Below are 21,780 nucleotides of genomic sequence, written 5' to 3' on the forward strand. Positions count from 1 at the left end.
GCGATTCAGACCACGCGGACGCTGAGTTCGCCGAGGCCGTCGATGGCGCCGAGCATGCGCTGGCCGCGCTCGACCGCGCCGACGCCTTCCGGGGTGCCGGTGAAGATCAGGTCGCCGGGACGCAACTCGAAGAAGCGCGACAGGTCGCTGACGGTTTCCGCCACCGACCAGATCAACTGGTCGATGTCGCTGCGCTGGCGGTCCTCGCCCTCGACCTGCAGGCTGATGGCGGCATGGCGCGGGTGGCCGACCTGGCTGGCCGGGTAGAGCGGCCCGATCGGTGCCGACTGGTCGAAGGCCTTGCCGATCTCCCATGGGCGGCCCATCTCGCGCATGCGCATCTGCAGGTCGCGGCGGGTCATGTCCAGGCCCACCGCGTAACCCCAGACGTGCTCCTCGGCGCGCTCCGGGGGAATGTCGCGACCGCCCTTGCCGATCGCCGCGACCAGCTCGATCTCGTAGTGATAGTTGCCGGTCTGGCTCGGGTAAGGCAGCTCCAGGGTACTGCCGGCGGCCACCGGGACCACCGCGTCGGCCGGCTTGCAGAAGAAGAACGGCGGCTCGCGATCGGGATCGAAGCCCATTTCCCTGGCGTGGGCGGCGTAGTTGCGACCGACGCAGTAGACCCGCCGGACCGGGAAGGTCTGGTCGCTGCCATGGATGGTGAGGCTGACGGGCGCTTCGGGCGCGAAGAGATGGCTCATGGGATCGGTCCTTCAGTGGGCAAGGGGTTTGCGGGATTCGCGGAGGATGCCGAGCGCCTGCTGCACCGGGCGATCGGAGAAACTGAACAGCACGCAGTCGCTGGCGCCGGCCTCCAGGCGCAGCTCGGCCCAGGACGGCACGACGAACAGGTCCCTGGCTTCGAAAGCGAAGCGCTGGCCACCGATGTGCGCCACGCCGCTGCCCTCGACCACCGAGTAGACGCTGGCGTCGGTGCTGCGCGCGGGCTGCCCGCTGAAGCCTGCCGGCAGCAGTTGCAGGCAGGTGGCGATGGTCGGCATCGCCCAGCCGCCGGTGGCCGGGTTGGCGTAGCGCAGCTTGTGTCCTTCCCAGGGATCGGGGCTCTCCTGTCGCGACAGGCGCCACAGCGCCTCGCGGCTGCGCGCGTAGGGGTAGCTGAACAGCGGCGAGGTCGGCGAAGCCGGCTGGTGGCGCAGCGGCAGCAGGTTGCTGCCGTAGCGGGCGGCGCTGTCGCCTTCCTCGCGCAGCAGCGGCTGCACCGGTTCGCCATGGTTCTCGGCGAAGGTCGCGCCGAAGAAACGCAGCATCGGGATGTCCAGGCCGTCCAGCCAGACCACCGGATCGCCGCCCTCGACGCTGCTGCGGTTGCCGTGGTCGTGCCAGGTCCAGGACGGGGTGATGATGAAGTCGCCCGGCTCCATGTGGGTGCGTTCGCCATCCACCGAGGTGTAGGCGCCGCGACCCTCGACGACGAAACGCAGGGCGGACTGGGTGTGCCGGTGGCTGGGGGCGATCTCGCCCGGCAGGATCAGTTGCAGGCCGGCATAGAGGCTCGGGGTGATCGCCGACTGGCCGGGTAGGTCGGGGTTCTCCAGCACCAGCACGCGGCGGATCGCCTCCTCGGCGCTGATCAGGTCGCCAGCCTCGAGCAGGAACGGGCGCAGCTCGCGGTAGCGCCATAGCGCCGCCCGGCAGCCGCCGGCGGGCTGCGCCGGGACCAGGCTGTGCAGGGCCTCCCAGAGCGGGGTGAGGTGCTGCTGGCGGATGCGCCGATAGAAATCGGCGCGCTTCTCGGTGGAATTGTCGTTATGCATACCGATGAGTCTCCGGCGGGAGGAGGCGGGGCCGCCTCGGTCTGGGGTCATTATTCGAGGTGAAGGCATAACCGAATAATGATATTTAGACATCGACCTATACGAATCAGAGGATGGCTTGCGATGGACTGGACCCGCCGCCTGCGTCTGCAGCACCTGCAATTGCTGGTCAGCCTGATGGAGACCGGCAACCTCAGCGGCACCGCGCGCGCCGCCCACACCACCCAGCCGGGCCTGTCGAAGTGGCTCAAGGAACTGGAGGAAGACGTCGGCGCGCCGCTGTTCGAACGCCACGCCCGCGGCCTGCGCCCGACCCCCTACGGGTTGACGCTGTTCAACCATGCCCAGCGCGTGCTCACCGAGATGGAGCGGGCGCGGCAGAACCTCGCGGCGATGCGCAGCGGCAGCGGCAGCCGGGTGGTCCTCGGCACCTCGCCGGCTTCCGCGCCGAGCCTGGTGCCGCGCGCGCTGCGGGCCTTCCTCGGGCGTTATCCGGGTGCCCAGGTGGAGTTGCTGGAGGGCACCATGAATGGCTTGCTGGAGCGCCTGGAGAAGCGCCAGCTGGACGTGGTGGTCGGGCGCCTGGACAACTACGCGCCGCGCGCCGGCCTGTGCAGCGAAGTGCTTTACAACGAGGCGATCGTGGTCATGGCGCGGCCGGAACATCCGCTGGCCGGCGCCGGCGCGCTGGAGTGGGAGGACGTGCGGCGCTACGAGTGGATCGTCTGGCCGTCCGGCTCGCCGATCCGCAGCAAGCTGGACACGGCCCTGACCCAGAGCGGCCGGCAACCGCCGGCCTACCGCCTGGAATCGTCATCGATGCTGGCCAATATCGAACTGCTGCGCGGCAGCGACATGCTCTCCATCGGTTCGGCGCGGGTGGTCGAGCACCTCGTCGGGCGCGGCCTGGTGGCCAGGCTGGCGCTGGAGATTCCCGGCGAGGGCGCGGTGGGCATGTGCTGGCGCGACGAGCCGCACCGCGACCGCGCCAGCGAGGACCTGCTGGCCTGCCTGCGCGAAGGCGCGACGCAGGAGTAGGGCACCGGCTGGCGAACGCTCTTGCAAAAAGTGGCGGGCTTCTCGACAATGCGATTCATTATCATTCATGTGCCGGCCCGGCTTCCTCCATGTCCGTCCCGACCCTCATCGACGCCCACCACCGCGCCATGCATGCGCTGTACAGCGAACATCACGGCTGGCTGCAGAACTGGCTGCGCGGCAAGCTGGGCAGCGCGGCGGACGCGGCGGACCTGGCCCAGGACACCTTCCTGCGCGTCCTGCTCAAGCGCGAGCTGCGCGAGATCGGCATGCCGCGCGCGTTCCTGCGCACCATCGCCCGCGGCCTGGTGATCGACCACTGGCGCCGCGAGGAACTGCAGCGCGCCTACCTGGAAAGCATCGCCCACCTGCCCGAGGCGCAGGCGCCATCGCCCGAGGCGCGGGAACTGGTGCTGGAGCTGCTGGAGGAAATCTCGCGGATGCTCGACGGGCTCAAGCCGAAGGTCCGCACCGCCTTCCTCCTCGCCCAGTGCGAGGACCTCGGCTACCGGCAGATCGCCGAACGCATGGGCGTTTCCCAGCGCAGCGTCGAGCGCTACGTGGCCGAGGCGCTGTACCACTGCTACCTGCTGCGCTACGGCGAATGAACGGCGCGCTGGAGGCAATGCGCGGGCGGGTCGACGAGGCGCTGGTCAGGCAGGCCATCCGCTGGCTGGTACGCCTGCGCTCGCAGCCGGACGACGGCCGCCTGCAACGCGCCTGCGCGGCCTGGCGCGCGGAGCACGGCGAGCACGAACGGGCCTGGCAGCAGGTCAGCGCGCTCAGCGAAGAATTGCACGGACGCTTCAAGGCACTGCCCGGCGGGGTCGCCTGCGGCACCCTGGACAGCAGCGCGCAGCGCCTGCAGCGGCGCCAGGCGCTGAAGCTGCTGTCGTTGCTGGTGGCCGGCGGCGCGGTGGCCTGGGTCGGCCGCGACAGCCTGCCCTGGCAACGCCTGAGCGCCGACTACAGCACCGCCACCGGTGAGCGCCGCAGCATCGAGCTGGCCGATGGCACGCGCCTGCAGCTGAACACCGACAGCGCGGTCGACGTGCGCTACGACGCCGGCCAGCGCCTTATCCTCCTCGCGCGCGGCGAGATCTTCCTCAGCAGTGGCGCCGACGCGCAGTCTCCACGGCATCGGCCCCTGCGGGTGCGCACCGCGCAGGGCCTGTTCGAAGCGCTCGGCACCCGTTTCAACGTACGCCTGCACGATGCCGCCACCTGTCTCAGCGTCAGCGCGGGGGCGGTACGCATCGAGGCCTTCGGCGCGCGTCCGGCGCAGGCGCCGGTGGCCGAGGCGGGGCAGAGCTACCGGATCGCCGCCGATGGCGTGCGGCGTCTCCAGCGACCGCCGATGGATGCCGCGGCCTGGGCCGATGGCCTGATCGTCACCCGCGACATGCGCCTGGCCGACTTCCTCGCCGAGGTCGGCCGCTACCGCAACGGCTACCTCGGTTGCGCCGCGGAGGTCGCCGACCTGCGCCTGTCCGGGGTCTACCGCCTGGACGACAGCGACAGGCTGCTGCAGGTGCTCGCGCGGACCTTGCCGGTGCGCCTGCAGCGGCATACCCGCTGGTGGGTGAGGGTGGTCGCCGCCTGAGCCGTTCCGGCGGCCGCGTGGAAGCTGGCTGCCGCCTGGGCGAAACGCACTGAAAATTATTTTCATTATTTTTGTCGGCTTTTCAGGACTGATCCGGCTTTAGCGGTTGAACCCCCTTCAACGCCTCCAACGACTCCAACGGATCCTGTTCATGACCGCCACCGCCGTCGTCCCCCGCAATGCCCCGTCGTCCTCCGCTTTTCCCCGTGCCTCGCGCCTGAGCTGTTCGGTGCGCGCGGCCCTGCTGTCGCTGGCCATGGCGGCCGGCGCGGCGCCGCTCTGCGCCTCGGCCGCCGAGGTAGTGGCGGAGCGGGCGCGGCCCTATGCGATCCCCGCTGGGGAGCTGGGCGAGGTGCTCAACCGCTTCGCCCGCGAGGCCGGCATCACCCTCTCGGCCACTCCGGCGCAGACCGGTGGCTACAGTTCCCAGGGGTTGCGCGGCAGTTTCACCGTGCAGCAGGGCCTGGCCCGGCTGCTCGCCGACACCCCGCTGGAAGCGGAAGACCAGGGCGACGGCAGCTTCGTCCTGCGCGAGGCGCCGGCGAAGGACGGCGACGTGCTGAACCTGCAGGCGGTGGAAGTCTTCGCCCTCGGCAACAACCTGGGCAGCACCGATGGCTACCTGGCCACCCATAGCCAGATCGCCACCAAGACCAGCAAGCCGCTGCTGGAAACCAGCCAGACCGTCTCGGTGATCACCCGCGAGCAGATCGACGACACCGCCTCCAGGACCGTGCAGCAGGCGATGCGCTATACCCCCGGGATCTTCACCGGCCAGGTCGGCGCCTCGAACCGCTACGACTACGTGGTGATGCGCGGCTTCGCCGACAACAGCGTGGACAACATCTACCTCGACGGCCTCAAGGCCATGGGCGATAGCGGTACCTACAGCTCGATGCAGGTCGACCCGTACTTCCTCGAGCGCATCGACGTGCTCAAGGGGCCGTCCTCGGTGCTCTACGGCCGCAGCCTGCCGGGCGGGCTGGTGGCGCTGACCAGCAAGAAGCCGCTGTACGAGGACTACCACCAGGTCACCGCCAGCGTCGGCAACATGGGCCAGAAGTCGATGGGCTTCGACTTCAGCGGCCCGCTGGACGAGGAGAAGCGCATCGCCTACCGCGTGGTCGGTCTCGGCAAGGGCTCGGATACCCAGTTCGACCACGTCAAGGAAGAGCGCTACGCCATCGCCCCGACCCTGGCCATCGATTTCAGCGACGACACCACCCTGACCCTGCAGGGCTACCTGCAGCATGATCCGAATGGCGGCTACCACGGCGGCGTGCCGGCCGATGGCACCCTGTCGCACCACAACGGCCGGCACATCTCCCGCGAGTTCTTCGATGGCGAGCCGGGCAAGGACGACTTCGACCGCACCCAGCGGATGTTCGGCTACCAGCTGGAACACCGCATAGACGACGTCTGGTCGGCGCGGCAGAACTTCCGCTACCTGGACTCCGACGTCGACCTTTCACAGGTCTACGCCTACGGCTGGAGCGCCAGCGAGCCGAACAAGCTGAACCGTTACTTCACCGGCGCCCGCGAACACCTGCAGGCATACATCGTCGACAACATGCTGCAGGCCGAATTCGCCACCGGTGCGGCGCGCCACACCCTGCTGACCGGTCTCGACTACCAGCGCCGGCGCACCGTGGTCGACTGGCGTTCCGGCGCGGCCTCGGCGCTGGACGCGTTCAACCCGGTCTACGGCGACGACGCCATCAGCTACTACCCCGACGACAACCACACCCGGCGCCTGGAGCAGACCGGCGTCTACCTGCAGGACCTGATCGACATCGACCAGTGGCGCTTCTCGGTCGGCCTGCGCCAGGACTGGGTCAGCGTCACCGACAAGAATCGCAGCAGCGGCACCAAGGCCGACGACGACTGGAAGAAATTCACCGGCCGGATCGGCGCGCTGTACCTGTTCGACAACGGCCTGGCGCCCTATGTCAGTTACTCCGAGTCGTTCAACCCGAACGCCTACTCCGACGCTTCCGGTACGCCGCTGGAACCCACCGAGGGCAAGCAGTGGGAGCTCGGCCTGAAATTCCAGGCGCCGGGCAGCAACAGCTTCTACACCGCCTCGCTGTTCCACATCACCCAGGAGAACGTCGCCTCCAAGGAACCCCAGGACAATTTCTACACCTCGGTCGGCGAAGTGCGTTCCCAGGGGTTCGAACTGGAGGCCCACACCCAGCTCAGTGACAACCTGAAACTGCTCGGCAGCTACACCTACACCGATATCACCTACACCAAGTCGCTGGACGGCAACCAGGGCCATACGCCGAACCAGGCGCCCAAGCACATGGCTTCGCTGTGGGCCGACTATGCCTTCGACGCCGGCCCGCTCAGCGGCCTGAGCATCGGCGGCGGCGCGCGCTACGTCGGCGAGACCTGGGCGGACAAGGAAAACACCTTGCGGGTACCGGACTACACCCTGGTCGACGCGCGCATCGGCTACGACCTCGGCAAGCTCGGCCTGAAAGGCCTGGACGTCAGCCTCAATGCCAACAACCTGCTGGACAAGGACTACGTGGCGTCCTGCTACAGCCTGGACTTCTGCTACTTCGGCGAGAAGCGCAACGTCACCGCGACGGTGAACTACCAGTTCTGACCGTCCACCCGGGCCCCGGCGCCAGCGCCGCGGTACCGGCCAAGCAGCCCGGCGCGCGACGTACGCGCCGGGCATTCGCCGGCGTCGCCGGCCGTACCCTGGTTACCTGGAGCCCCCATGCGCCCCGTCCTGGTCCTGCTGCACCGCTATGTCGGTCTGGCTACCGCGCTGTTCCTTTTCCTCGCCGGTCTCACCGGCAGCCTGCTGGCCTTCCATCATGAAATCGACGAATGGCTGAACCCCGGCTTCTACACCGTGGGCGAGGGCGGCGAGCGCCTTTCCCCGGGCAGCCTGGTGCAACGCGTCGAGGCACGCTATCCGCGACAACTGGTGTGGTACATGGAGTATCCCGAGGCGGGCGGGCATCCGGCGTTGCTCGCCACCGTGCCGCGCGATGCCGGCGCCAAGGTCGAGCACGACGTGTTCTACCTCGATCCGGTCAGCGGCGAGGAAGTCGGCAAGCGCCTCTGGGCGGCCTGCTGCTTCCAGCCGGCGAACCTGGTTCCCTGGGTCCTGGAGTTCCACCACAACCTGACCCTGCCGGGGAACTGGGGCCTGTACCTGATGGGCGGGGTGGCGATGTTCTGGTTCCTCGACTGCTTCGTCGGCGCCTGGCTGACCCTGCCGCGCGGCCGGCCGTTCTGGAGCAAGTGGGCGACCGCCTGGAAGATCAAGCGCGGCAACGCCTACCGCTTCAACTTCGACCTGCATCGCGCCGGCGGACTCTGGCTCTGGCTGCTGCTGGCGCCGGTGGCGCTGAGCAGCGTCGCCCTGAACCTGCCGAGCCAGGTGTTCAAGCCGCTGGTATCGCTGTTCTCGCCGATCGAACCGAGCGTCTACGAGGCGCGCGGGCGGCTGCCCAGGGAGCAACTGGGGGAAACCCGCCTGGACTACGACCGCACCTTCCAGCTGGCCAGCGCTGAGGCGGCGCGGCTGGGCATCGCCGAGCCGATCGGCGAGCTGTACTACAGCTTCGAGTACAACTTCTTCGGCGCCGGCTTCGGCGACCACGACGACCCCATGGGCAAGTCCTGGCTGTTCTTTCATGGCAGCGACGGCCGCCTGCTCGGCCAGGAAGTCGCCGGGCAGGGCAGTTGGGGAGAACGCTTCTACCGCTTGCAGTACCCGATCCACGGCGGGCGCATCGCCGGCCTGCCGGGACGCATCGCCATCGCCGTCCTCGGCCTGGCCATCGCCGGGCTGTCGCTGACCGGTGTCTACATCTGGTGGCGCAAGCGCCGGGCGCGCCACTGGAACGGCCGCTAGCCGGCTGTTAGTCTGGCTGCCTCCCACACCACCAGAGGATGGACGAATGAACGCAAGGATCGCCGCATTGGGATTGCTCCTGCCCCTGGCCGCCGGCAGCGCCGTGGCCGCGGAGGAGGGCAGTTCGGTCAAGGGCGCGGCCAAGGCCGCGGTGTCCTCGGCCATCGAGACCGGCAAGAACCTCCTCGGCGGGGTCAGCGAGGGCATCACCAGCGGCCGCCAGTCGGCCCAGGGCGCCGATGGCGCCAAGGTGGTCTCCGACAACGCCGGCTTCGCCGGGATCGGCCAGGTCGAAGTGCTCAAGACCGAGCCGCGCGACCAGCAACTGGCCGTCACCCTCGGCTTCAAGAACGACAGCGCCGCTACCGTGCGCCTGATCAACCTGACCCAGACCGGCGCGCTGCTGGTGATCGACAACGACGGCTACTCCAACGCCCTGGTCGCCCTCGCCAATCCCGACGACGTCACCGTCCCGGCCAAGGCCGGCATCCGCCAGACCTTCGTCTTCGAAGGTGGCGCGGAAGGGATCAAGGCGGTGCGCCTATGGGGCAAGGACCTGCCGGTGAAGTGAGAGGCGCGTCGCGCCTCCATCCCTTTTCCTGGCCAGCGCTGCTGGTGATCGACAGCGACGGCTACTCCAACGACCTGGTCGCCTTGGCCGACCCCGACGACGTCGCTGTCCCGGCCAAGGCCACATCCGCCGGATGTTCGTCTTCGAAGGCGGTGTCGAGAAAGCGCTCTATCTAACGGACTAACCCGAAAGTATGTGATAGATTCCGGCGCCGAGGTGGCATTGTGCCTCTGCCTCGTTTCGCCCGGTTTATCGTCGCTCCATTCAGAATTTACCTACAGATTCACCAGTGCCACCGGGCCGATACTACGTCCTCTGCATTTCAAGGAACGAAATCGTGGCTATCCCTCGCCTGGCCCTTGTCCTCCTGTGCCTGCCGCTCATGGCCAGCGCCGCCCCCTTCACCTCTCCCGGCGACCGCGACCTGATCCGCGAGCGCCAGCAGCGCCTGCTGGACGAGCAGCGCAAGCGCCTGGAGGAACTCCAGCAACTGCCAGGTAACGAAGCGCCCTCGACGCCAGGCGGATCCGCTGGTGACGGCCGTTGTTTCGACATCCGCCGCATCAAGCTCGAAGGCGCCGAGCACCTGGCGCAGGGCGCCCGCGACGAATTGCTGGCCCCCTACCAGGGCAAATGCCTGGGCGTGGGCCAGCTCAACGCGTTGCTCAAGGCCGTCACCGACCATTACCTGGATCGAGGCTACGTCACCACCCGTGCCTACCTGCCGCAGCAGGACCTGGCCTCCGGGACGCTGCGGGTGATCGTCGTCGAAGGCCGCCTGGAAGGTCTCGACAGCTCCGCGCTGGCCAGCCCGCGCGAGCTGGCGATGAGTTTTCCCGGCAAGACCGGCGAACTGCTCGACCTGCGCGAGCTGGAGCAACTGGTCGACCAACTGGGCCGCCTGCCCTCGCGCCAGGCGCAGCTGGAGCTGGTGCCCGGCAGCCAGGTCGGCGGCAGCCGGGTGCGTCTCAAGGGCGAGCGCGACAAGCCCTGGCGCGTCTCCGCCACGCGCAACAACGACGGCGACGTGAGCACCGGCGAGCAGCAGATGGGCCTCGGCCTGGACTGGGACAGCCCGCTGGGCCTGGCCGACCAGCTCAGCCTGCGCGCCAACCAGGACGCGGTGAGCGACCGCTGGCGCCATTCCGACAGCCAGAGCCTGTTCTACAGCCTGCCCTGGGGCTGGTGGACCTTCACCTACGGCTACAGCCAGAGCGACTACCGCACGCGCAACGAGACCAGCGGCTTCCCCTTCAAGCTCGACGGCGACAGCCGCAGCCACCAGTTCCGCGCCGAACGCGTGCTGCACCGCGACGGCGTGAGCAAGACCGCCATGAGCCTGGGTCTCAGCCACCAGCGCACCAACAACTATATCGAAGACACCCGCCTGGAAGACCAGAGCACACGGATCACCGAGACCCAGCTCGGCTTCAACCATGGCCGGCGGATCGGCAGCGGCTTCGTCAACCTCGACCTCGGCTGGCAGCAGGGCATCGGCGCCCTTGGCGCGCAGGGTCGCGGCCAGCCGCGGGGCGGCGATGCGCATGCGCGCTACGACAAGTACAGCCTGACCCTCAGCTACCTGCAGCCGTTCCAGCTGTGGGGCGAGCGTTTCAGCTTCGACAGCCTGGCCACCGGGCAGAGGAGCGAGGACGTGCTGTTCAGCCCGCAGCGCATCAGCCTCGGCGGCAACAGCTCGGTGCGCGGCTTCAAGGACCAGACCCTGACCGGCGACAGCGGCGGCTACTGGCGCAACCAGTTGCGCTGGCGGCGCGCGGTGCAGTGGGCGCCGCTGCGGCCCTGGCTGCAGGAATACGGCGTGGCCTTCGCCTACGACGTCGGCGTGATCCGCCACGACCGCTACAACGACGGCGCCAGCGGGCGCATGAGTGGCAACGCCATCGAACTGGATGCCCGCGGCCGCTATTTCGCCGCCAGCGTCGGCTTCGCCCGCTCGCTGGAGCGGCCGAGCGTCATCGAGCGGCGCGAGCACCCGATCTATTTCCGGGTCGACGCGTTCTTCTGAAGACGCGGCGACCTCCTGAACGCTTTAGGAAAGCGCCTTCGTTCATCGAGGCCCTTTCCCTGGACAACCTTGCTTAACCTCGCCGGGCCCCTACCCGCCAAGGAGTGACGATATGGACATCCGCAGCCCCCTGAACCAGTGCATCGCCCTGACCCTGGCCGGCATCCTGTTCCTCGACCCGATCGTCGCGGCGGCGGCGCAGTTGGCGGTGGACGCGGCGGCCGGCGGCAATACCAGCCTCGGCCAGGCGGGCAACGGCGTGCCCATCGTCAACATCGCCACGCCCAATGGCGCCGGGCTGTCGAACAACCATTTCCGCGACTACAACGTCGGCGCCAACGGGCTGATCCTCAACAACGCCACCGGCAAGACCCAGGGCACCCAGCTCGGCGGGATCATCCTCGGCAACCCGAACCTGCAGGGCCAGGCGGCGCAGGTGATCCTCAACCAGGTCACCGGCGGCAACCGCAGCACCCTGGCCGGCTACACCGAGGTGGCCGGGCAGTCGGCGCGGGTCATCGTCGCCAACCCGCACGGCATCACCTGCCAGGGCTGCGGCTTCATCAACACGCCGCGCGCCACCCTCACCACCGGCAAGCCGATCATGGACGGCCAGCGCCTGGAGCGCTTCCAGGTGGACGGCGGCGACATCGCCATCGAAGGCGCCGAACTGAACGTCAGCAACCTCGAACAGTTCGACCTGATCACCCGCAGCGCCACGCTCAACGCCAAGCTCTACGCGAAGAACCTGAACATCGTCACCGGCCGCAACGACGTCCAGGCCGACAGCCTGCAGGCCACTCCGCGCGCCGCCGACGGCAGCGAAAAGCCGCGACTGGCGATCGACAGCTCGGCGCTGGGCGGGATGTACGCCGGGGCGATCCGCCTGGTCGGCACCGAGCAGGGCGTGGGGGTGAAGCTGGCCGGCGACATGGCCGCCAGCGGCGGCGACATCCGCATTGACGCCAGCGGCAGGCTGAGCCTGGCCCAGGCCTCCAGCCAGGGCGACCTGAAGATCGCGGCCCAGGCCGTGGAGCTGAACGGCAAGACCTACGCCGGCGGTAGCGCCGAGATCCGCGGCGCGGAGGAGCTGGTCAACCGGCAGAGCCTGGCGGCGCGCGAGCGCATCGCGCTGGAGGCGGCGCATATCGACAATGCCGGGGTGATCGAGGCCGGCGTCGATCCGGACAACCGGCGCAACGCCCGCGGCGACCTCGGCCTGGACAGCCGCACCCTGCGCAACGCCGGCAGCCTGGTAGCCAGCCGCACGCTGGAGGCCAGGGCCAGCCAGGCGCTGGACAACCAGGGCGGCAGCTTGAAAGGCGCGACCACCCGGGTGGCCGCCGGAGACCTGGACAACCGTGGCGGCAAGTTGCTCGCCGAGGGCGAACTGCGGGTCGCGGCGGCGAACCTGGACAACCGCCGGGGCGGGCTGTTGCACAGTCGCGACCGCACCGTGGTCGCGGCGGCCGGCAAGCTCGACAACCGCGGCGGCCAGGTGATCGGCCTGAACGACCTGGAAGTCGGCGCGGGGACGCTCGACAACAGCCAGGAAGGCCTGCTCGGCAGCCAGCAGGCGACCCGCGTCAGCGCCCAGGCGCTGGACAACCGGGCGGATGGCGAAATTTCCGGCAAGCGCGCCGAGGTGCGCCTCGGCAGCCTGGACAACCGTGGCGGCAAGCTGCTCGGCGACGACCTGCTGGTGGTCGCCAGCGGCGCCATCGACAACCGCCTCGGCCTGTTCTCGGCGGCCAACCGCCTCGACCTGCAGGCCGGCAGCCTGGACAACAGCGGCAAGGGTACGCTGGCCAGCCAGGGCGGGCTGGTCGCCAGCGTCGCCGGCCTGCTGGACAACCGCGACCAGGGCAACCTGCTCAGCCAGGGCGCGCAGCGCGTGACGGTGGGGCAGTTGGACAACCGAGCCGGCGGCCTGCTGTCGAGCCGCAGCGAGCTGAACGTCCACGGCGCCAGCCTGGACAACCGTGGTGGCATGCTGGTGGCCGACGCCGGCCTGGAAGCCACGGGAGGCGCCTTCGACAACGGCGATGGCGGCATCGCCAGCGGCAAGGGCGGGGTGCGCGTGGAGGTCGCCAGCCTGCGCAACGACCAGGGCGGCAAGCTGCTCAGCGATGGCCGCCTGGATCTCACGGCGAACGCCGTCGGCAACGCCGGAGGGCGTATCGCCGCCAAGGGCGACCTGCAGGCGACGCTCGGCAGCCTGGCCCAGCAAGGTGGCGAACTGGTCAGCGAAAAGACCCTGAAGGTCGCGGCCGACACGCTCGACAACAGCCAGTCCGGGCTGATCGCCGCGAACGGCGGCATCGCTATCGAGGCGCGGCAGGTCGACAACCGCGCCGGCGAGATTTCCAGCACCGCGAAGGTCGCCGTGAACGTCCGCGAGCAACTGGACAACCGCGCCGGCAAGGTCATCGGCGACGGCGGCCTGCGCCTCACCGTGCAGCGCCTGCTGAACCAGGCCAAGGGGGTGCTGGCCGGGCGCGACGGCCTGAGCCTGGACGGCGGCGAACTGTTCAACGGCGACGGCGGGCGGCTCGACAGCCAGAAAGGCCTGGGCGTGAGCCTGGACGGCGCGCTGGACAACCAGGGCGGCGCGCTGGTCAGCGAAGGCGCGCTGACGGCGCGATCCGCCAGCCTCGACAACCGTGGCGGCACCTTCTCCAGCGCCGGCCCGCTCACGCTGAGCAGCCGGGGCGCGCTGAACAACCAGGGCGGCAAGCTGCTCAGCGACGCCGGCGTGGCGCTGGACGGAGCCAGCCTCGACAACAGCCGCGCCGGGGTGATCAGCGCCAAGGGCGCGGTGGATATCCGCACCGGTGCGCTGGACAACAGCCAGAAGGGCACCATCGGCAGCAACGCCGGCATCACCCTGGCGGCCGCCCGGCTGGACAACGGCCAGCAGGGCCGGATCAGCGCCAAGGGCCTGCTCGACGCCAACCTGAAAGGCCTCGACCAGCGCGCAGGTGGCGCACTGGTCAGCGAAACCGGCATCACCCTCGACCTCAATGGCGGCGCGCTGGTCAACCGCGACGGCGGCCTGATCGCCACGCCCGGCGCGCTGCTGCTGCGCCAGCTCGGCGCGGTGGACAACGGCGCCGGCGGGGAAATCTCCAGCGACCGCGCCTTCACCCTCGCCGCCGCCAGCCTGGATAACCGCGGCGGGCGCCTGCTCAGCGCCGACAGCCTGGTCCTGCGCATCGCCCAGGCCCTGGACAACAGCCTGGCCGGGGTGATCTCCGGCGCCACCGGGCTGGACATTGAAGCCGGCAGTTTGGATAACAGCGCCAAGGGCACCCTGGCCAGCCGCGCCGGCATCGACCTGCGCGTCGCCGGCGCGCTGGACAACCACGCCGAAGGCACCGTTTCCGGCGCCCGCCTGACGCTCGCCAGCGCCTCGCTGGACAACAGCGGCAAGGGCCTGCTCTCCGGCAACGCCGGCCTGAGCGTCGCCACTGGCGCGCTGAACAACGCCCAGGGTGGCCAGCTGGTCAGCCAGGGCGCCCTCGATGTCAGCAGCGCCGACCTCGACAACCGTGGCGGCGCCCTCAGTGGCAAGCAGTCGCTGACGCTGGGCGCCGGCAACCTGGACAACCGCGGCGGCCTGCTCACCAGCGACGGCGAACTGGAACTGACGGCAGGGCGCGTCGATTCCGCCGACGGCGGCGAAATCTCCGCCAGGGGCGACCTGCGCCTGACCGTCGAGCGCCTGCTGCAACGCCAGGGCCGGCTGATCGGCGAGCGCGGCGTCCGTCTCGACCTGCAGGGCGGCGACCTGGACAACCAGGGCGGCCTGATCAGCGCCCGCGGCCCGCTGAGCATCGAGCGGCTGAACGTCCTCGACAACCGCCAGGGCGGCGAGATTTCCAGCCAGCAGGGCTTCGAGCTGCTGGCCAGTCGCATCGACAACGGCCAGAAGGGCCGCATCATCAGCGCCGGGAAGCTGCGCCTGGTCGCCGACCAGCTGGGCAATGCCGGTGACGGCCTGTTCTCCGGCTGGGAAGGCCTGGCGGTCGAGGGCGGCAGCCTGTACAACAGCGCCGGCGGCACCCTGTCGAGCAAGAACGGCGAGCTGGCGGTCAGCCTCGCCGGCGCGCTGGACAACCACGGCCAGGGTGCCCTGGTCAGCAAGGGGGCGCAGCGGATCGCCGCCGCCCGCCTGGCCAACGCCGGCGGCATCGTCTCCGGCGAAAGCGACGTGACCCTGAGCATCGCCGGGAAGCTGGACAACGGCCAGGGCGGGCTGATCTCGGCGCAGCGCGCGCTGACCTTCGACCGCGCCAGCGCGGTGCTGAACAACGCCGGCGGCCAGGTCAACGGCGGCAGCCTGCTGCTCACGGGTGCCAGCCTGGACAACAGCGGCGGCCAGCTGATCAGCCAGGGCCGGCTCGAGGCGCTCCTCGGCGGCGCCCTGGTCAATACCGGCGGCGCGCGCCTGGCCAGCGGCGGCGACCTGCTGCTGCGCAGCGCCAGCGTCGACAACCGCGGCGGCAAGCTGGTCAGCCAGGGGCTGCTGGAACTCTTCGCCCAGGGCCTGGACAACAGCGCCTCCGGCACCCTCGCCAGCCAGGCCGACATGACCCTGCGCCTGGGCCAGGGCGCCCTGCGCAACCAGCAGGACGGCCTGGTCTTCAGCCAGGCCGGCGCCCTCGACGTGCAGGCCGGCAGCCTGGACAACCGCCAGGGCACGCTCCAGGCCCAGGGCGACAACCGCCTGCGCCTCGACGCCGCACTGGACAACCGGGGCGGCCGTCTGGACAGCCGGGCCGGCAACCTCGACCTGCAGAGCGCCAGCCTCGACAACGGCGCCGGCGGCGTGCTCGACAGCGCCAAGGGCTGGCTGAAGCTGGTCACCGGGCTGTTCGACAACAGCGCCGGCATCACCCAGGCGCAGTCGCTGGAGATCCAGGCCCAGCAAGGCGTGCGCAACCAGAAGGGCCATCTCTCGGCGCTGGCCGGCGACAACCGCATCGTCACCGCCGACTTCGACAACCAGGGCGGCGGCCTCTACGCCAGCGGCCTGCTCAGTGTCAGCGGCCAGCGCTTCCTCAACCAGGGCGCGGCGGCGGGCCAGGGCGGCAAGGTCGGCGCCGGGCGCGTCGACTTCAGCCTGGCCGGCGCGCTGGCCAACCGCTTCGGCCAGCTGGAAAGCGAAGGCGACCTGCTCCTGCGCGCCGCCTCGATCGACAACAGTGACGGCAGCCTGCGCGCCCTGGGCCGCAGCGGCAGCACGCGGCTGGTCGCTGGCGAGCTGAACAACGCCTACGGCGCGCTGGAAAGCGCCAACCAGGACCTCGACCTGCAACTGGGCAGCCTGGCCAACGCCGACGGGCGCATCCTCCACACCGGCAACGGCACCTTCGGCCTGGATTCCGGGCAGGTGATCCGCGCCGGCGGCGAGCTGACCACCAATGGCCTGCTGGACATCCGCGCCAGCGAATGGACCAACAGCAGCGTGCTGCAGGCCGGACGCCTGAACCTGGACATCGGTACCTTCCGCCAGACCGCCGAGGGCAAGCTGCTGGCGGTGCAGTCCTTCACCGGCCGCGGCGGCGACTGGAGCAACGACGGCCTGCTGGCCAGCGACGGCAGCTTGCGCCTCGACCTGAGCGGCGGCTACCGTGGCAACGGCCGCGCCACCAGCCTCGGCGACTTCGCCCTGAACGCCGCCAGCCTCGACCTCGGCACCGCCGCCAGCCTCGCCGGCGGCGCCAATGTCACGCTCGGCGCCGGCAACCTGCTGGTCAACCGTGGGCGGATCACCGCCGCCGGCGACCTCGTCGCCAGCGCCGCGAGCCTGAACAACTACGGCACCCTGGGCGGCGGCGGCAACCTGCGATTGAACGCGCCCGCCCTGCTCAACGAGCGCGGGCTGCTGTTCAGCGGCGCCGACATGACCCTGCGCGCCCGCGACATCACCAACCTCTATGGAGATGTGTACAGCCTCGGCAGGCTGGATATCGCCCGCGACGATGCCGGCGGGCGCGCCGACAGCCTGCGCAACCTCTCCGGGGTGATCGAGAGCGACAAGGACTTCAGCCTGCGCGCCAGCCTGATCGAGAACCGTCGCGCCGTGCTGGAAAGCAAGTCGGGCCTGTACACCGCGAAGATGGAGCAGACCGCCTGCATCGAAGGGGTCAACGCCGGCGACTGCAGCGGCAAGCGCAATGCCATCTGGACCGTCACCCAACGCGACAAGACCGAGGTCACCGCCAGCAGCGCCATGGGCCAGCTGCTGGCCGGCGGCGACTTCGCCATCGACGGCGGCACCCTGAGCAACGTCTCCAGCCTGATCGGCGCCGGCGGCAACCTCACCGCCAACCTCGAAGTCCTCGACAACCAGGGCCTGGAAACCGGCGAGCTGGAAACCATCCGCGTGCTGCGCACCGCCCGTGGCGGCGATATCGGCGGCATCGACCAGAAGTCGCGCAACTTCACCGACCTCTACTGGTACCAGAGCGCCAACTTCGACCCGGCGCGCGCCGGCGAGATCCCCGCCGCGCTCAACGCGATCCTCAGCGACTGGTCCTTCGAGTACGAATTCCCGAGCAAGGGACCGACCCCGATCAGCACCGGCGACCAGTCCTACGCGGCGGTGATCCAGGCCGCCGGCAACGTCACGGTGAATGCCGGCAAGCGCATCAACAACAGCGTCATCCGTCCCGGCTACACCTTCGTCGGCAGCGGTCGCCAGGTCGGCGACAGCGCGGTGGGCGGCAGCGGGGTTTCGGTGGTCGTGCCGCTGACCTCGCAACTGCCGCCCGACCTGGCGCGGCGCCAGGTCAACCCGGTCACCCTGCCCGGTTTCAGCCTGCCGCAGGGCGACAATGGCCTGTTCCGCCTCAGCTCGCACTTCGCCGAGGACGGCAACGCCAGCGCCGCGCTCGGTGCCGGCGCCGACCGCACCCAGGGCGGCAGCGGCGTCTCGGTCGGCCAGCAGGGCGCCGGCAACGCCGCCGGTACCTGGCAGGGCCAGGGCGTGCGGGTCGACGGCCTGGCTGGCGCGGCCAACGTCCAGGGCCAGGGCGGCAGCGCGCTCGGCGGCAGCCTGCCGGGCGTCGCCCGGGTCCAGGGCGTGCCCGGCAACGCCACGCCGAGCGCCAGCCACAAGTACCTGATCGAGACCAACCCGGCGCTCACCGAGCTGAAGCAGTTCCTCAACTCGGACTACCTGCTCAGCGGCCTGGGCATGAACCCGGACGCTAGCAAGAAGCGTCTCGGCGACGGTCTCTACGAGCAGCGGCTGATCCGCGACGCGGTGGTGGCGCGCACCGGCCAGCGCTACATCGACGGGCTGAGCAGCGACGAGGCGTTGTTCCGCTACCTGATGGACAACGCCATCGCTTACAAGGACCAACTGCACCTGCAACTGGGTGTGGGCCTGAGCGCAGAGCAGATGGCGGCGCTGACGCACGATATCGTGTGGCTGGAAGAGGTCGAGGTGAACGGCGAGAAGGTCCTCGCGCCGGTGGTCTACCTGGCCCAGGCCGAGGGTCGGCTGGCACCCAACGGTGCGCTGATCCAGGGCCGCGACGTGAAGCTGGTGAGCGGCGGCGACCTGCATAACGTCGGCACCCTGCGCGCACAGAACGACCTCAGCGCGACAGCCGACAACCTCGACAACAGCGGCCTGATCGAGTCCGGCAAACGCCTTGACCTGCTCGCCGGCGACTCGATCCGCAACCGCCAGGGCGGGGTCATCGCCGGGCGCGACGTGAGCCTCACCGCGCTGACCGGCGACGTGATCAACGAACGCAGCGTGACCCGCTACGACAGCGCGCTCGACGGCCGCACCTGGGAACGCAGCTTCGCCGACAGCGCCGCGCGGGTGGAGGCGGCGAACAGCCTGAACGTCCAGGCCGGACGCGATATCGCCAACCTCGGCGGGGTGCTGCAGAGCCGCGGCGACCTCAGCCTCGACGCCGGACGCGACGTCACCGTCGCCGCCGTCGAGGACCGCCAGGGCCAGACCCGCTGGAGCACGTCGCGGCTACAGAGCGTGACCCAGCTCGGCGCCGAAGTCAGCGCCGGGCGGGACCTGAACGTCAGCGCCGGCCGCGACCTGACGGCGGTGGCCAGCACCCTCGAAGCGCGCCGCGACATCGCCCTCTCCGCCGGGCGCGACGTGACCCTGGCGGCGGCGGCGAACGAGGAGCACGCCTACAGCAAGACCAGGAAGGTCACCTACCAGGAAGACAAGGTCGCCCAGCAAGGCACCCGCGTGGAGGCTGGCGGCGACCTGGCGATCAATGCCGGACAGGACCTGCGCCTGATCGCGAGCCAGGCCAGCGCCGGCGACGAGGCCTACCTGGTGGCCGGCGACAAGCTGGAACTGCTGGCCGCCAACGACAGCAGCTACTACCTGTACGACAAGAAGAAGAAAGGCGACTTCGGCCGCAAGGAAACCCGGCGCGACGAAGTCACCGACGTCAAGGCGGTGGGCAGCCAGATCAGCAGCGGCGGCGACCTCACCCTGCTCAGCGGCGGCGACCAGACCTACCAGGGCGCGAAGCTGGAATCGGGCAACGACCTGGCCATCGTCAGCGGCGGCGCGGTGACCTTCGAGGCGGTGAAGGACCTGCACCAGGAAAGCCACGAGAAGAGCAAGGGCGACCTGGCGTGGCAGTCGTCGAAGGGCAAGGGCCAGACCGACGAAACCGTACGCCAGACCCAGATCGTGGCCCAGGGGAATCTGGCGATCAAGGCCGTGGAAGGGCTGAAGATCGACCTCAAGCACATCGACCAGAAGACCGTGAGCCAGACCATCGACGCGATGGTGCAGGCGGATCCGCAACTGGCGTGGCTGAAGCAGATGGAGCAGCGCGGCGATGTGGATTGGCGGCGCGTGCAGGAACTGCATGACAGCTGGAAGTACAGCAACTCCGGGCTGGGCGTCGGCGCGCAGTTGGCGATAGCGATCGTCGTGACTTACTTCACGGCGGGCGCAGCCAGCGGGGCGATTGCAACGGCCGGGGCCGGAACCTCCATGGCAGGCGCGACCGCAGCCGCTACCGCTACGACTTCGGCGGGCTGGTTGAACGCGGCAGGTACCGCAGCGCTCAGCGGCATGGCCAGCAATGGAGCGATCAGCACCATCAACAACCGGGGAAACCTGGGGGATGTCGTCAAGGACGTGACCTCCAGCGATGCGCTGAGGGGCTATGTAGTCGCTGGCACAACTGCGGGGCTGACTGCCGGCGTCTACGACAAATGGACCTCGACCCAGACCGGCACCTCGACCGCTCTACCGAACACCGGGGCCGTGGCGCCCGCCGCAGGGTTGGGCACCTGGCAAGGCGTGGGCCAGTTCACCTCGAACCAGTTGCTGCAGAATGGTACTTCGGTGCTGTTGGACCGGGCGCTGGGCGGCAAGGGCAGCCTGGGCGATGCGTTGCAAAACAGCCTGGCAAATGCCTTTGCGGCCTACGGCTTCAAGCTGATTGGCGACACCACCCATGGCGTGCTGGACGACGGCAGCCTCGGCAAGATCGGCTTGCACGCCCTGATGGGAGGTCTGGCCGCCGAAGCGGTCGGTGGCGATTTCCGTACCGGAGCCCTGGCTGCGGGAGTCAACGAGGCGCTGGTGGATAGCCTCGCCAAGCAATACGCCAGCCTGCCCATCGATGACAAGAAGGGCCTGCTGATCATGAGTTCGCAGTTGATCGGCGTGCTGGCGGCTTCGACGCAGGGCGATGCGGACGCCAAGAGCTTGCAGACGGGAGCCTGGGTGGCGGGGAATGCCACCCAACACAACTACCTCAGTCATTGGCAGGAGGAGAAGAAGCGGCAGGAGGTCGATGGCTGCAAGGACAAACCGCTCTGCAAAACCGGAATAGAAGCCAAATGGGCAATTATTTCGGCCCAGCAGGATGTCGGTATCGTCGTAGGTGTTGGAGGAGGCATCGGTCTTTCGACGGCTGAAACCGCAGTAGGTGTTTATGAACTGGTCAAGAACTGGAGGGAAACCTATGCAGCTCTGGAGCAGTTGGCCACTTCGCCAGAGTTCCGGCAGCAATTTGGCGATAACTACCTGAAGGGGCTGGAGGAGCGCGCCGCATTCTTGACCCAGGCTTACGAGGATGCCGGCTGGCAAGGTTCGGTCACAGCTGGTGTCGAGGGCGGTAGGTTCGCTGCGGAACTTGTTGGCGTTCTGACGGCAGTGAAAGGTGGCGCGCAGATAACCGCCAAGCTGCCAACAGCAGCCAAGAACCTGGTCAACGCGATTGCGGAGTCACCTGTTTCCGGTAGTATGAGTTCGCAGCTCGGGGCAGTGGGGGATCTGGGTAGGCTGGGTGGGGTCGCAAAAGGTGCAGAGGTCCCAAAGAATCCCAATCCTACTAGTGCGTTGACTGATGCCGAGGCTGGAACTAGTAGTTTGCCAAAGATCGGTTCTTTGAAAGGGGAGCCTGAGCTTCCACCCAAGAACGCGAGTCCGGAGATGGTTCGATCTATTGATCGGCAGAACGAAGCTGCGAAATCGCTTGCTCGGGCTGGGTATGACGTTGAGCAGTTACCAAATATAAAGAAAAATTCAGCTAACCCCGACCTTAAGATAAATGGAGAGTTTGCAGATGTATTCTCTCCCAGAACCAATAGTCCGGTTTCAGTGCTAATGACTGTGACTGAAAAAGTCGAGAAGCAGGCTCAGAATATTGTAGTGAATTTGGCTGATTCCCCATTGACCTTCAAGCAGATAGAAAATGCACTGAGCGTTAAGCCAGTCGATGGTTTGAAGAATTTGTATCTTCTGAAAGACGGTCAGTTTAAGGCTATTGAGGTTGGGCGATGAGCATAACAATGGCGCTTGAAATTCAAGTTGGAGCGACTCTGGAGAGTATAGCTAGCACTCTGTCGTCTTTGGGGGAGAGT

Annotated in this window: 10 protein-coding genes; 8 read left to right on the forward strand and 2 right to left on the reverse strand. The window is 68.6% G+C overall.

Features of this window, described 5'->3' with window-relative positions:
- Window positions 1-5: 5 nt before the first annotated feature.
- Together PSPA7_RS13225 and gtdA are read right to left on the reverse strand one after the other, a co-directional pair.
- A complete protein-coding gene (locus PSPA7_RS13225; protein ID WP_012075584.1) occupies window positions 6-704 on the reverse strand; it encodes a fumarylacetoacetate hydrolase family protein in 699 nt (232 codons plus the stop codon).
- 12 nt (window positions 705-716) lie between these two features.
- Window positions 717-1,778 carry a gentisate 1,2-dioxygenase gene (gtdA, locus tag PSPA7_RS13230; RefSeq protein WP_012075585.1) on the reverse strand — a complete coding sequence of 354 codons (1,062 nt, stop codon included), beginning with the start codon at window positions 1,776-1,778 and terminating at the stop codon, window positions 717-719.
- Between the two features lie 123 nt (window positions 1,779-1,901).
- Between gtdA and PSPA7_RS13235 the strand changes: the two genes are divergently transcribed.
- From PSPA7_RS13235 to PSPA7_RS13275, 8 genes are all read left to right on the forward strand, one after another.
- Window positions 1,902-2,816: a LysR family transcriptional regulator gene (locus PSPA7_RS13235; protein ID WP_012075586.1), complete on the forward strand. Its 915-nt coding sequence runs from the start codon at window positions 1,902-1,904 to the stop codon at window positions 2,814-2,816.
- An 89-nt stretch (window positions 2,817-2,905) separates the two neighbouring features.
- The gene (locus PSPA7_RS13240) at window positions 2,906-3,424 is read left to right on the forward strand and encodes a sigma-70 family RNA polymerase sigma factor (protein WP_012075587.1); all 519 of its coding nucleotides are present in this window, start codon (window positions 2,906-2,908) and stop codon (window positions 3,422-3,424) included.
- An 8-nt stretch (window positions 3,425-3,432) separates the two neighbouring features.
- Window positions 3,433-4,419, forward strand: coding sequence for a FecR domain-containing protein (locus tag PSPA7_RS13245; protein ID WP_074197435.1), 987 nt, complete (start codon window positions 3,433-3,435; stop codon window positions 4,417-4,419).
- 151 nt (window positions 4,420-4,570) lie between these two features.
- Window positions 4,571-7,033 (forward strand): ferrioxamine receptor FoxA, encoded by a 2,463-nt coding sequence (foxA, locus tag PSPA7_RS13250; protein ID WP_033999229.1) that lies wholly within the window; start codon window positions 4,571-4,573, stop codon window positions 7,031-7,033.
- 117 nt (window positions 7,034-7,150) lie between these two features.
- Entirely contained in the window at window positions 7,151-8,299 is a 1,149-nt protein-coding gene (locus PSPA7_RS13255) for a PepSY-associated TM helix domain-containing protein (RefSeq protein ID WP_012075590.1), read from the forward strand.
- A gap of 46 nt (window positions 8,300-8,345) precedes the next feature.
- Window positions 8,346-8,870 (forward strand): hypothetical protein, encoded by a 525-nt coding sequence (locus PSPA7_RS13260; protein WP_012075591.1) that lies wholly within the window; start codon window positions 8,346-8,348, stop codon window positions 8,868-8,870.
- A gap of 337 nt (window positions 8,871-9,207) precedes the next feature.
- Window positions 9,208-10,896, forward strand: coding sequence for a ShlB/FhaC/HecB family hemolysin secretion/activation protein (locus tag PSPA7_RS13270; RefSeq protein WP_012075593.1), 1,689 nt, complete (start codon window positions 9,208-9,210; stop codon window positions 10,894-10,896).
- A 112-nt stretch (window positions 10,897-11,008) separates the two neighbouring features.
- The gene (locus PSPA7_RS13275; RefSeq protein WP_012075594.1) at window positions 11,009-21,700 is read left to right on the forward strand and encodes a two-partner secretion domain-containing protein; all 10,692 of its coding nucleotides are present in this window, start codon (window positions 11,009-11,011) and stop codon (window positions 21,698-21,700) included.
- Window positions 21,701-21,780 lie beyond the last annotated feature (80 nt).

Source organism: Pseudomonas paraeruginosa PA7, from assembly GCF_000017205.1.
GTDB classification, from domain to species: Bacteria; Pseudomonadota; Gammaproteobacteria; order Pseudomonadales; family Pseudomonadaceae; genus Pseudomonas; species Pseudomonas paraeruginosa.